At 65.7% G+C, this 12,036-nt stretch carries 12 protein-coding genes; 8 read left to right on the forward strand and 4 right to left on the reverse strand.

The window, feature by feature from the left end:
• The first annotated feature begins 147 nt into the window (after positions 1-147).
• From lptB to ACQKLX_RS15160, 6 genes are all read left to right on the forward strand, one after another.
• Positions 148-969: an LPS export ABC transporter ATP-binding protein gene (gene lptB / locus ACQKLX_RS15135; RefSeq protein ID WP_427362548.1), complete on the forward strand. Its 822-nt coding sequence runs from the start codon at positions 148-150 to the stop codon at positions 967-969.
• Between the two features lie 162 nt (positions 970-1,131).
• Positions 1,132-2,664 (forward strand): RNA polymerase factor sigma-54, encoded by a 1,533-nt coding sequence (gene rpoN / locus ACQKLX_RS15140; RefSeq protein WP_427362392.1) that lies wholly within the window; start codon positions 1,132-1,134, stop codon positions 2,662-2,664.
• 188 nt (positions 2,665-2,852) lie between these two features.
• The gene (gene hpf / locus ACQKLX_RS15145) at positions 2,853-3,440 is read left to right on the forward strand and encodes a ribosome hibernation-promoting factor, HPF/YfiA family (protein WP_427362393.1); all 588 of its coding nucleotides are present in this window, start codon (positions 2,853-2,855) and stop codon (positions 3,438-3,440) included.
• Between the two features lie 84 nt (positions 3,441-3,524).
• Positions 3,525-3,986 (forward strand): PTS IIA-like nitrogen regulatory protein PtsN, encoded by a 462-nt coding sequence (ptsN, locus tag ACQKLX_RS15150; RefSeq protein WP_427362394.1) that lies wholly within the window; start codon positions 3,525-3,527, stop codon positions 3,984-3,986.
• Positions 3,987-4,106: 120 nt separating this feature from the next.
• Entirely contained in the window at positions 4,107-5,723 is a 1,617-nt protein-coding gene (locus ACQKLX_RS15155; RefSeq protein WP_427362395.1) for a fumarate hydratase, read from the forward strand.
• Positions 5,720-6,052, forward strand: a complete 333-nt coding sequence (locus tag ACQKLX_RS15160; RefSeq protein WP_427362396.1) for a hypothetical protein — start codon at positions 5,720-5,722, stop codon at positions 6,050-6,052. Before ACQKLX_RS15155 ends, ACQKLX_RS15160 begins: the two co-directional genes overlap by 4 nt.
• Here the strand turns inward: ACQKLX_RS15160 and ACQKLX_RS15165 are convergent, their stop codons facing one another.
• Positions 6,053-7,027, reverse strand: coding sequence for an alpha/beta hydrolase family protein (locus tag ACQKLX_RS15165; protein ID WP_427362397.1), 975 nt, complete (start codon positions 7,025-7,027; stop codon positions 6,053-6,055).
• The gene (locus ACQKLX_RS15170) at positions 7,024-7,884 is read right to left on the reverse strand and encodes an AraC family transcriptional regulator (protein ID WP_427362398.1); all 861 of its coding nucleotides are present in this window, start codon (positions 7,882-7,884) and stop codon (positions 7,024-7,026) included. Before ACQKLX_RS15170 ends, ACQKLX_RS15165 begins: the two co-directional genes overlap by 4 nt.
• Before the next feature lie 262 nt (positions 7,885-8,146).
• On the opposite strand from ACQKLX_RS15170, the gene ACQKLX_RS15175 reads away from it, so the two are divergent.
• Together ACQKLX_RS15175 and ACQKLX_RS15180 are read left to right on the forward strand one after the other, a co-directional pair.
• Positions 8,147-8,800, forward strand: coding sequence for an MBL fold metallo-hydrolase (locus ACQKLX_RS15175; RefSeq protein ID WP_427362549.1), 654 nt, complete (start codon positions 8,147-8,149; stop codon positions 8,798-8,800).
• A gap of 354 nt (positions 8,801-9,154) precedes the next feature.
• Positions 9,155-10,612 carry a phospholipase D-like domain-containing protein gene (locus ACQKLX_RS15180; RefSeq protein ID WP_427362399.1) on the forward strand — a complete coding sequence of 486 codons (1,458 nt, stop codon included), beginning with the start codon at positions 9,155-9,157 and terminating at the stop codon, positions 10,610-10,612.
• A 133-nt stretch (positions 10,613-10,745) separates the two neighbouring features.
• On the opposite strand, the gene ACQKLX_RS15185 is transcribed toward ACQKLX_RS15180, so the two are convergent.
• On the reverse strand, positions 10,746-11,264 hold the full coding sequence (locus ACQKLX_RS15185; protein WP_427362400.1) for a DUF1993 domain-containing protein: 519 nt from the start codon (positions 11,262-11,264) through the stop codon (positions 10,746-10,748).
• A gap of 93 nt (positions 11,265-11,357) precedes the next feature.
• The gene (gene efp, locus ACQKLX_RS15190; RefSeq protein ID WP_427362401.1) at positions 11,358-11,927 is read right to left on the reverse strand and encodes an elongation factor P; all 570 of its coding nucleotides are present in this window, start codon (positions 11,925-11,927) and stop codon (positions 11,358-11,360) included.
• Between the last annotated feature and the right edge of the window lie 109 nt (positions 11,928-12,036).

Below are 12,036 nucleotides of genomic sequence, written 5' to 3' on the forward strand. Positions count from 1 at the left end.
CCTCGCATACCAGAGCGGACTCATGTCGAACGCCAGCAGCTTGCATCTTTTCCTGTGACGGCATCTCTCTCCCCGCCTCCCGAGGCCGCCCAGCAGGGGCAGCCCAATCCGACGCGGCCGGCCAAGGCGCCGGCGGCGCGATCTGGGCTGTTCACGAGGCTCGGCGGGCTGTTCGGTAAGGGCAAGGGTGAGCAGGCGGTCGAGGACGAGGTGGATGCAGGTCCCATCGCCAGCGCCGTCGGTGGCGCTGGCATCCTGGCGGTCAGCGGCCTGCGCAAGACCTATGGTGCGCGCAATGTCGTGAGCGAGGCCTCGCTCTATGTCCGCAATGGCGAGGCTGTCGGTCTGCTCGGGCCGAACGGTGCCGGCAAGACCACGATCTTCTACATGATCACCGGCCTGGTGAGCGCCGATATGGGCGTGATCTCGCTGGAAGGGAACGACATCACCAATCTGCCGATGTACCAGCGCGCCCGGCTCGGCATCGGCTACCTGCCGCAGGAAGCCTCGATCTTCCGCGGCCTCTCGGTCGAGGACAATATTCGCGCGGTGCTCGAAGTGGTCGAGCCGAACCGCAAGAAGCGCGAGCGCGAGCTCGACAAGCTGCTCGACGAGTTCAACATCACCCGCCTGCGCAAGGCGCCGTCGATCGCACTTTCCGGCGGTGAGCGCCGTCGCTGCGAGATCGCCCGCGCGCTCGCCGGCCGCCCGTCCTTCATCCTGCTCGACGAGCCCTTTGCTGGCATCGACCCGATCGCGGTCGGCGACATCCAGGAGTTGGTGCGGCAATTGACCGATCGCGGCATCGGCGTGCTGATTACCGACCACAACGTCCGCGAGACGCTCGGCCTTGTCGACCGCGCCTACATCATCCATTCCGGCCGGGTTCTGACCGAAGGCTCGCCGGCCGAGATCATCGCCAATGCCGATGTCCGCCGCGTCTATCTCGGCGAGGATTTCCGGCTCTGAGCGGGCTGGTGCTGCGGCTATCCGAATTGCGGGTGCTGCAGTGCATTAACTTCCCGACGCAAAAGCCCGCATCGGGCTTTGACGTCGCTGCACTGCACAGCTAGTCTGTTTCACAGGCAAGAACCGTGCCGAATTGCCGCAGGCTGAGGAGTCGGGATCGCGATGGCGATGATGCCACGCATGGAGCTGCGCCAGGGCCAGTCCCTGGTGATGACGCCGCAATTGCTGCAGGCGATCAAGCTGCTCCAGCTCTCCCATCTCGAATTGCAGAGCTTCGTCGAGGGCGAGCTGGAGCGCAATCCGTTGCTCGAACGCGGCGACGAGGCGCCTGAAGCCGCTGCGCTCAACGGCTCCGGCGAAAGCCCGCTCGCCGCCGACGCCGAAGCTTACGCCCGCGCCGAGAGTCTCAATACCCAGGAAGGGATCGAAGGCAGGCTCGGCACCGGGCTCGACAACGTCTTCCAGAACGAGCAGCCCAAGGCAGCGCGGCTGGAGACTCAAGGGACCGACAGCTTGCCGATCATCGGCGGCGCCTATGGCGGCTCCGGCGGCTCCTTCGACGAGGGGCCGGACGGCTTCGAAAGCGGGCTGACCAGCGAGGTCTCGCTGCACGAGCACCTCAGCGCCCAGCTCGATCTTGCCGTCGCCGGGCAGGCCGAGCGGCTGATCGGCAGTCATATCATCGATGGCGTCGACGACTCCGGCTATCTCAGCGAACCGCTGGCCGATATCGCCGAGCGCCTGGGCATCGACCTCGCCAGGGTCGAGCAGGTCCTCGCCATCGTCCAGGGCTTCGATCCCAGCGGCATAGCCGCTCGCGATGTCGGCGAATGCCTGGCGATTCAACTGCGCGACCGCAACCGCTACGATCCGGCGATGCAGGCCCTGATCGCCAACCTGCCGCTACTGGCCAGGCGCGACTATGCCGCCCTCAAGCGCATCTGCGGCGTCGACGACGAGGACATCGCCGACATGGTCGCCGAGATCAGGCGGCTCGATCCCAAGCCGGGACGCGCCTTCGGCGGCTCGGCTGCCGAGACGGTGGTGCCGGACGTCTTCATCCGTGCCGCGCCTGATGGCTCCTGGCTGGTCGATCTCAACCCCGACACGCTGCCGCGTGTGCTGGTCAACCAGACCTATCATGCGCGCGTCTCGAAATCGGCGCGCAACGATGCGGACAAGGCCTTCATCGCCGAATGCCTGCAGACTGCGAACTGGCTGACACGTTCGCTCGAGCAGCGTGCCCGCACCATCCTCAAGGTCGCCAGCGAGATCGTGCGCCAGCAGGACGGCTTCTTCGCCCATGGCGTCGAGCATCTGCGGCCGCTGAACCTCAAGACCGTCGCCGATGCGATCGGCATGCACGAATCGACCGTTTCGCGCGTCACCTCGAACAAGTACCTCGCCTGCTCGCGCGGGGTCTTCGAGATGAAATACTTCTTTTCCGCCGCGATTGCCGCGACCGGCTATGGCGAGGCTCACTCGGCCGAAGCGGTGCGCCACCGCATCAAGCAGATGATCGACGACGAGCCGCCGAGGGACGTGCTCTCGGACGACGCCATTGTCGCCAGGCTGAAGGAAAACGGCATCGACATCGCCCGCCGGACCGTGGCGAAATACCGGGAATCGCTGCGTATTCCTTCCTCCATGGAACGCCGTCGCGAGAAGGCGGCGATGGCGCTGGCCGGACGCTGACGAGCGCGCGCCGTCAGGACAATTTTGCGTTGCAGCACAATGAGCGCCTCACATCATGAGCAGCTCGCAGCTTCGCCCTGCTGCCCGTGCAACTGCGCCGTTCCGCACATTGACAACCCCATGAGGGCGTTCTTACCTCCTTGAGATGGTCGGCTACTGACCATGGCGACAAGAAGGGGAAGCACTCCATGAGCTTGCGAATCTCCGGCAAGAACCTCGATGTCGGCGCGGCCCTGCGCGGGCAGGCCGAAACAAGGGTCGCCGCGGCGTTGGGCAAGTACTATGAAGGCGGCTATCAGGGGCACATCACCGTCGGCAAGGATGGTACCGCCTTCAAGACGGATGGTGTCCTGCATCTGTCTTCCGGCATCACCCTCGAAGCCTCCGCCACCGCACACGACCCCTATGCCAGCCTCGACAAGATGGCCGAGCGCATCGAGAAGCGGTTGCGCCGCTACAAGCGCCGGCTGAAGGATCGCTCCGCCGCGGCGAACGGGCGCGAGCCGCTGATGGAAATCCCCAGCTATGTGATCGCCGCACCCGATGACGACGTCGAGGAGCACGAGGCCGATCATGCTGGCGAGAACCCGGTGATCGTGGCCGAATCGACCAAATCCCTGCATCAGATGACGGTCGTCGACGCGGTCGCCGAGCTCGATCTGACTGGCGCGCCTGTGGTTATCTTCCGCCATGCTGGCAATGGCCGCATGAACGTCGTATACCGCCGCCGCGACGGCAATATCGGCTGGATCGATCCGCCGGCTTCTCTTTCTTGAAGTCCTGCCGCTGATGGAGTTCGGGCGCCGGCCGGGATGCCGGTGGCGCCTGCATTCCGGCACGGGACATGCATGGATTGGGTTATGACGCTGACCGATCTTCTCCGGCCCGATGCGGTGATCTCGCCGCTGCGCGCCAACAGCAAGAAGCAGGCCCTGCAGGAGCTGGCGCAGCACGCCGCCCTGCTCACCGGCCTGCCAGAGCGTGAACTGTTCGAATCCCTGCTCCAGCGCGAACGTCTGGGCTCCACAGGGATCGGCGATGGCATCGCCATTCCGCACGGCCGCATGGCCGGGATCGAACGGCTCGTCGGCCTGTTCGCCCGTGCCGAGAAGCCGATCGATTTCGAGGCGCTGGACGGCCAGCCGGTCGATATCATCTTCGTGCTGATCGCCCCGGAAGGGGCGGGGGCCGATCATCTCAAGGCGCTGGCCCGCGTCGCCCGCGTGCTGCGCAACCAGGCGGTTCTGGAGCAGGTGCGCCATGCGCATGACCCGGCCGCGATCTATGCGATCCTGGCCGAGACCGCTGCCAAGGCTGCCTGACGCGCCGCTGTGCTCGACTTGGAATGATTTCAGTCTGGACTTGGAGGCCTTGCCCCGAGGGGCTATGACGCGGCGCAAGAGGCGCCGCGTGCGGCGCCGTCGAACCGCGGAGTGCCGCCGATGGCCTATACCCATGTCGATCTCTTCCCTCTCGGCGAGGACAAGACGCCTTACCGCTCGCTCGGAGCTGAGGGCGTCAGCGTCGAGACGATCGGTGGGCGCGAGGTCCTGAGCGTCTCGCGCGAGGCGATCAAGCGGCTTTCCGAGCAGGCCTTCATCGACATCAACCATCTGCTGCGTCCGGGCCATCTCGCCCAGCTCGCCAAGATCCTCGACGACCCAGAAGCGACCGGAAACGACCGCTTCGTCGCCTATGACCTGCTCAAGAACGCCAACATCGCCGCGGGCGGCGTGCTGCCGATGTGCCAGGACACCGGTACGGCGATCATCATGGGCAAGAAGGGCCGCAAGGTCTGGACCGAGGGCGATGACGAGGCGGCGCTCGGCGAGGGCGTTTACGACGCCTATCTCAAGCGCAATCTGCGCTATTCCCAGGTCGCGCCGCTCTCCATGTTCGAGGAGAAGAACACCGCGACCAATCTGCCGGCGCAGATCGACATCTATGCCGAGGGCGAGGACGCCTACAAATTCCTCTTCGTCGCCAAGGGCGGCGGCTCGGCCAACAAGACCTTCCTCTTCCAGGCGACGCCCTCGCTCCTCACCAAGGACCGGATGATGGCGTTCCTGAAGGAGAAGATCCTGACGCTCGGCACGGCCGCCTGCCCGCCCTATCACCTCGCCATCGTCATCGGCGGCACCTCGGCCGAGCAGAACCTCAAGACGGTCAAGCTCGCCTCGACCAAATATCTCGACGCGCTGCCGACCACGGGCTCAGCCAGCGGCCATGCCTTCCGCGACCTCGAAATGGAGGAGGAGGTCCACAAGCTGACGCAGGCGCTCGGCGTCGGCGCGCAGTTCGGCGGCAAGTATTTCTGCCATGACGTGCGCGTCATCCGTCTGCCGCGACACGGCGCCTCGCTGCCGATCGGCCTCGGCGTCTCCTGCTCGGCCGACCGCCAGGCCAAGGGCAAGATCACCAAGGATGGCATCTTCCTGGAGGCGCTGGAGACCGATCCGTCGAAGTACCTGCCGGAGATCGACGAGGCCAAGCTCGGCGGCGACGTCGTCAAGATCGACCTCAACCGCCCGATGAGCGAGATTCTCGCCACATTGACGAAATACCCGGTGAAGACCCGGCTCTCGCTGACCGGAACGATCATCGTCGCGCGCGACTCGGCCCACGCCAAGATCCGCGAGCGGCTGGAGAACGGCCAGGGCATGCCGGATTATCTGAAGAACCACCCGGTCTATTACGCCGGCCCGGCCAAGACGCCCGAGGGCTTCGCCTCCGGCTCCTTCGGCCCGACCACGGCCGGCCGGATGGACTCCTTCGTCGACCAGTTCCAGTCCTTCGGCGGCTCGATGGTGATGCTGGCCAAGGGTAACCGCTCGGCCCAGGTCCGCGAGGCCTGCAAGGCCCATGGCGGCTTCTATCTCGGCTCGATCGGCGGCCCGGCGGCGCGTCTCGCCCAGGACTGCATCCGCAAGGTCGAAGTGCTTGAGTATCCCGAGCTCGGCATGGAAGCGGTCTGGCGCATCGAGGTCGAGGACTTCCCGGCCTTCATCGTCATCGACGACAAGGGCAACGACTTCTTCAAGGAGCTGAATCTCGGATGATCGTTCGTGCTGCCGTCGCCGTCCTGCTGACCCTGGTTCCTGCGCTCGCCCTGGCACAGCCCCGTCCCGTTCCGGCGACCTGCACGCGCGACCTGTTCCAGAACGAGGCGGCGATGCGCCAGCGGCAGTACAAGATGCAGCAGGTCGCGACGGCCGACCAGGCGACGCAGTGCGCCGCCTGGCGCGACCATGTCGCCTTCATGCAGAAGGCGCGCTCGGTCTTCGCGACCTGCCAGACCGGCCGGCAGCGCGAGGAGAACGTCGCGCAGATGGACCAGTCGCTCGCCGATTACCGGGTGCTGCTCGCCAATCGCTGTGGGCGGCGCTGACTACCTGATCTCCGGCGGCTCGCCGAGCTGCGCCTTGAAGAAGGCCAGCACCCGGGCGTTGAAATCGGCGTGGAAGGCAGCCCGGTCGAAACCGGGCTGGTCGCTGCAGAGTTCGGCTGCCGATTGCGCCAGTTCGGCCGGGCAGGGCGGCAGGAAGGAAAAATGCTGGGAGCCGGGCGCGACGTGGAAGTCGGGCTTCGTCGGCAGCCAGCCTGCCATGTCCACGACACTCTTCGGAGTGACGCCGTCGCCGCCGCGTTCCGAGCCCCAGAGCTGAACCGGCACCCGCACGTTCCTGAAGCTCTCCTGTGTGAAGAAGACGCTGAGCGGATCGACAATGACCGCCGCCTTGATGCGCGCATCATGGCTGAGTTCCGGCAGCCCTCCTTTGTGGACCTGCTCGCAGAGCGGGTCGCTCTTGCCCTCGCAGAGCCTGAGGCGCTTGCCGAACTGAGGGTTGGCGCCGACGGCGACGAGCCCGGTATAGCCGCCGCGGGAAAAGCCGAAGAAGCCGATCCGCCCGGCATCGATCCTGGCCGCATCGGGCCACGCGCCGAGCATGTAGTCGATCGTACGCTTGATGTCGGCTGGCCGCTCGATGAAGATCGGGAACTCGAGGGTGCGGCTCTGGTCTAGGCTGGTGTCGCCGGGATGATTGATCGCAACGACGATGAAGCCGGCATCGGCCAAGACTTGCGCCGTATCGCGGTGCCCGAGGAAGCTGCCGGTCCTGCCATGCGACACCACGATCAGCGGGCGCTTCTCGCCAGCGAGCGGGCAATTCATGCTGACGGATAGGACGAAGGGGCCGATCCGCGTCTCGCTTACGGGCCGATTGCATGGATACCAGACCGCCCCCTTGAGCGGTTGGGATGCTCCTTCGGCGGGAATGTCGATGGATTTGAGCCCGGCAGCCTGCGTCAGCGAGGTCGCAAGGCAAAACGCGATGCAGGAGACAAGGCGACGGAGGGTCATGGCGGGCTCGCACTGCGGATGGGGATGAACAGGTCGGTGCGCAGGGCGGCGGGCGCGATTCCGCGCGACGATGTATCGAGATAGTGCTCCAGCGTCGGCCGATCGTCCGGCTCGTAGCCGCTGGCTGGCATCCATCTGGTGTAGATGGCCTGTGCAGTGGCATTGATCCGGGTGTATGGGCCGACCAGCCGGTGCACGGCATAGCGGCCGCCGGGGATCTCCAGCGTCTCGACCTCCGAGTTCTCTGGCCAGGGATCGGGTGAGGCGATGGCGGCGTAATATTGGAAGCGGCCGGCATGTTCGGGGTTGCCGAATGAGGCGCCCCATTTCTCCGCGATGGTGCGTGGACCGGCGCGCTGGCGCAGTTGCCGATGCGTATGGGGGATGGTCGCGAACGATCCGACATGCCGCAGCGCACGCAGTTGCCGTGCCGGCCGCTCGACGATCGTGACAGCAGGCAGGGATGCGTCGTCGGGGAGCAGGGGCGCCATTTCGGCAGCAACGAACGCTTGCGTCATCTGTTGCCGGAATGCGCGTGGCGATTGCCCGGTGAATTCGTGAAAGGCGCGCGCGAAGGCTTGCGGGCTGTCATAGCCGACCGCCAGCGCCACTTGCGTGATGCTCTCGTTCGAGCTGGTCAGGAGACGGGTCGCAAGGGCCAGCCGAACGCGGCGGACGGTGGCCGCTACCGTCTCGCCGACGACGCCGGCATAGACGCGGTGAAAATGAAAGGGTGAGAAATTGGCGAGGCGTGCGAGATCATCGAGCCGGGAATTGGCCATCGGGTCGGCGACGATGGCGGCGACCGCGCGAGCCACGCGGATGCGATAATCCCGTTCCGTTCGATCGTTGGTCATGGCTGATAGCTTGCCCTATCGCTGCGCCGGAAACTTAGCTGCTTTTGCTAAAGTGCCTGGATGCGGATCGGTCGGTTGCTGCATCCTGTGTCCTGAATCGCTTCGCGGGTATGACTGCCATTGCCCCTTGGCTTCGAAACACGGCCGGGCGAGCGGGTTTGGCCAAGGCGGTGTTTGGAGTATGGCAGTTGCGCAGAGGCGCCGCGCATGCACTGCGGGGTTTTGACTGGACCGATGACGGGATGATGGAATGACCGACGACATGACCTCCCCGCTCGGCATCGCCGTCGTGCCGGTGACGCCCTTCCAGCAGAACTGTTCGATCGTCTGGTGCACGCGCACCAAGGAGGCCGCGATCGTCGATCCCGGCGGCGATGTCGAGCGCATCCGCGGCGCACTGACTGAGCTCGGCGTCACGCCGGTCGCGATCTGGCTGACCCATGGCCATATCGACCATGCCGGTGGCGCGACCGAGCTCGCTGGCGTGCTCAACCTGCCGATCATCGGTCCGCACGAGGCCGACAAGTTCCTGCTCGACGCGCTGCCGCAGCAGGGGCTGATGTTCGAGATGCGTGGCGTGCAGGCGGTGACGCCGACGCGCTGGCTCGCCGAGGGCGACACCGTCTCGGTCGGCGATATCGAATTCTCCGTCCAGCATGTGCCGGGGCACACGCCCGGCCATGTCACGCTGTTCCAGAAGGATCTGCGTTTCCTGCTCGCCGGCGACACGGTCTTCGCCGGCTCGGTCGGCCGTACCGATTTCCCCTATGGCAACCACAAGGACCTGATCGGCGGGATAAAGGGCAAGCTGCTGCCGCTCGGTGACGACGTCCAGTTCCTGCCAGGCCACGGCCCGGCCAGCACGCTCGGCGAGGAGCGCCGGACCAATCCGTTCCTGCAGGGGAATTCGCAGTAGGAGCGCCGTCATTCTCGGGCGGAGCGTAGCGCAGACCCGAGAATCTCATGACGAGAAGGCACCAAACAGAGCCTCATCCGGCCTGAGATGCTCGGGTCGAGCCCGAGCATGACGTGTTCCAGAAACGCCAACGGCCATGTCCGGAAGGGCGCGCGTACATCCGGCGTCGCTACCTTCGGGCTCATGGCCGTCTTCAACGGGACGGAGGACAGTGGAACGCCCTCGACATCCGCGTGGCCGCGATATGGGATTATGATCCTGCCCTTTCAAGGGGGCTCCGCCATGAAAGTCGGCGCGTCTCGGTAAGAAGCTGATCGCATTGCCGGTTTCGTTTCCCATGCGATAGTCGCCCGCATGTGGGAGATTCTCTCCGCCTATTGGCCGCATATCCTCGGCTTCGCCTCGCTGGTTCTGACCGTTGTCGCGGCCAGCCATGCCGCGATGACCAAGGACGAGGTCCGCGCCGCGATCGGCTGGGTCGGCGTCATCGTGCTCTCGCCGATCGTCGGGCCGCTGATCTATGCGGTCGGCGGCATCAACCGCATCCGCCGCGCCTCGATCGTCTCGCAGCGCCGGCATCGTTTCGGCGCCTTCCCGCTGGCGCAGACATTCGAGGTTTCCGACGCGGAGGTCGCGGGCGATGTCGGCCGCCGCTTCGCTGCGCTGAAGACCTTGGGCGACAAGGCGACGCTTCGCCATCTCAAGACGGGCAATGCCATCGCGGTGCTCAGGACCGGCGACGAGGCCTATGCCGCGATGGTCGCGGCGATCGCGGCGGCCGAACGCTCCATCATCCTTGAGACCTATATCTTCGACCGCGACCCGCTCGGCCTGCGCATCGCCGACGCGCTGATCGCAGCTTACGGGCGCGGCGTCGCGGTGCGTGTGCTGATCGATGCGGTCGGCGCCCGCTATTCGGTGCCGAGCATCGTCGGTTATCTGCAGAAGGGCGGCGTGCCGGTCGACGTCTTCAACGGCAACATCATCATCGGCCTGCGGTTGCCCTATGCGAATCTGCGCACCCACCGCAAGTTGCTGATCGTCGATGGCCGTATCGCCTTCGCGGGGGGCATGAACATCCGCCAGGGCTTCACCACCGAGTTCGCCGGCGAGGCCGCCGGACACGACACGCATTTCCGGGTCGAGGGCCCGGTCGTCGAGGATCTGTTCGGCGTCGCGGCTGAGGATTGGCGCTTCGCCTCGGGCGAGGAGCTCTCCGGCGAGGCCTGGGCAGTTGTGCCGCAAGCTGCTGCACACGGCCCGACGGTGCTGCTGCGCGCCGTCGCCTCGGGCCCCGATGCCAGCCTGGAGACCAATCACAAGCTGCTGATCGGCGCCTTCTCGGTGGCGCGGACCTCGATCCGGATCATGTCACCTTATTTCCTGCCGGATCGTGAGTTGATCAGCGCGTTGGTCACGGCGGCACGGCGCGGTGTCGCCGTCGACATCGTCGTGCCCGACGTCAACAATCTTGTCCTGGTCGACCGGGCCATGCGAGCACAGTTCGACCAGGTGCTGAAGGATGGCTGCAGGATCTGGCGCGCCACCGGCTCCTTCGACCATTCCAAGCTGCTCGCGATCGACGGGACCTGGGCCTATGTCGGCTCGTCCAATCTCGATGCGCGCTCGCTCCGGCTGAACTTCGAGATCGATCTCGAAGTGCTTGACGAAAGCTTCGCCCGCGGCATCGAGGAGCGCATCGACGCTGCGATCGCCAGGGCGCGCCCGGTCACGCTGAAGGAGCTGCGGGCACGGCCCTTCCCCTTGCGCCTGCTCGACCGGATGCTCTGGCTCTGCTCGCCTTACCTGTGAGAGGGGTGGCTATCAGGGGCAGACCCCTTTCCGTCATGGTCGGGCTTGTCCCGACCATCCACGTCTTCCTTCGGGCAAGGTGGTGTTCAAGGCGTGGATGCTCGCCACAAGGGCGAGCATGACGCGTAAAGGCTCAGGCGTCGAACACGCCCTTGAGGAAGTCCTGCTTACCGATCTGGAAGCCGTTCTCGCGCAGGATGTCGTAGGCCGTGGTGGCGTGGAAATAGAAGTTCGGCACGGCAAAGCGCGTGAGATAGTCGGCGCCCTTCATGGTGACGGTCGCCGAGGGGCCGCGCGGGAAGGTCACGTCCTTGTCGAGCCCGGCATCGAGCGCCGCCTTGTCGACCGAGGCGACGAAGTCCAGCGTCCTGGCGATCCGCGCCTTCAGCTCCTCGAAGCTCTTCTCCTCGTCGGGGAAGCGCGGGTTCTCCGCTCCGCTCACCCGCGCCGCAGCGTTCTTGGCGAAATCCGACATCAGCTGGACCTGCCGGGTGAAGGACAGCATGTCCGGGGCGAGCCGGCTCGCCAGAAGCACCTCCGCCTGGATCTTGCGCTGCGAGGCCTCGGCCACCGCCTTGTCGAGGATGGCGTCGAGCGCCTTCAGGGTCTGGATGAAACCTGGGAAGACGGCGTCATAGGCGGAAAGCGGCATCGAAGAACCCTCATCAGCGAAAACGGGCCCGGAAAGGGCCCGCTGCATTCGTCGATATAAGCCTTTTGCTGCCGCTGTCAGCGGGCGCCTGGATCAATCCTTGGCGCGCTCGACATAGGAGCCGTCGGCCGTCATCACCACGATGCGGGTGCCGACGCCGATATGCGGCGGCACGGCGCTGCGCACGCCGTTCGAGAGGATCGCCGGCTTGTAGGAGGAGGAGGCCGTCTGGCCCTTCGTCACCGGCTCGGTCTCGGCGACTTCGAGGGTGACGCGCTGCGGCAGCTCGATCGCGACGGCCCGGTCGTCGAACACCGAGAGCGTGACCTTCATGCCTTCCTGGAGATAGGGCGCCATGTCGCCGACCACGTCGCCATCGACCGGAAGCTGGTCGAAGGTCTCGGGGTTCATGAAGACGTATTGCTCGCCGTCCTGATAGAGATAGGTGAAGTCGCGGTCCTCGACATAGGCGCGCTCGACCTGCTCGGTCGTCTTGTAGCGCTGCGTGACCTTCACGCCGTCGGCGATGCGGCGCATGTCGATCTGCGTCGTCGGCGTGCCCTTGCCCGGGAAGAAGCTCTCGGCCGAGAGCACCGAGCAGAGATGCCCATCGACTTCGAGGACGTTGCCCTTGCGGACGGAGGAGGCGATGACCTTGACCACGTGACTATTTCCTTGGCTGGCGCGGGCGCTGTCCGCGCGCTATGCGAATTCCTGTGCCGCGCCACTACCGCATTCGAGGCGCAAACGGAAGCGCGCAGGCCGGTTTGCG

This window comes from Allobosea sp. NPDC003192 (genome assembly GCF_050275675.1).
GTDB lineage: Bacteria > Pseudomonadota > Alphaproteobacteria > Rhizobiales > Beijerinckiaceae > Allobosea.

Bases quoted from the DNA above. Each gene is read 5' to 3' on its own strand.
- rpoN (WP_427362392.1), top strand. From the start codon at position 1,132: ATGGCGATGATGCCACGCATGGAGCTGCGCCAGGGCCAGTCCCTGGTG.
- hpf (WP_427362393.1), top strand. From the start codon at position 2,853: ATGAGCTTGCGAATCTCCGGCAAGAACCTCGATGTCGGCGCGGCCCTG.
- ptsN (WP_427362394.1), top strand. From the start codon at position 3,525: ATGACGCTGACCGATCTTCTCCGGCCCGATGCGGTGATCTCGCCGCTG.
- ACQKLX_RS15155 (WP_427362395.1), top strand. From the start codon at position 4,107: ATGGCCTATACCCATGTCGATCTCTTCCCTCTCGGCGAGGACAAGACG.
- ACQKLX_RS15160 (WP_427362396.1), top strand. From the start codon at position 5,720: ATGATCGTTCGTGCTGCCGTCGCCGTCCTGCTGACCCTGGTTCCTGCG.
- ACQKLX_RS15165 (WP_427362397.1), bottom strand. From the start codon at position 7,027: ATGACCCTCCGTCGCCTTGTCTCCTGCATCGCGTTTTGCCTTGCGACC.
- ACQKLX_RS15170 (WP_427362398.1), bottom strand. From the start codon at position 7,884: ATGACCAACGATCGAACGGAACGGGATTATCGCATCCGCGTGGCTCGC.
- ACQKLX_RS15175 (WP_427362549.1), top strand. From the start codon at position 8,147: ATGACCTCCCCGCTCGGCATCGCCGTCGTGCCGGTGACGCCCTTCCAG.
- ACQKLX_RS15180 (WP_427362399.1), top strand. From the start codon at position 9,155: ATGTGGGAGATTCTCTCCGCCTATTGGCCGCATATCCTCGGCTTCGCC.
- ACQKLX_RS15185 (WP_427362400.1), bottom strand. From the start codon at position 11,264: ATGCCGCTTTCCGCCTATGACGCCGTCTTCCCAGGTTTCATCCAGACC.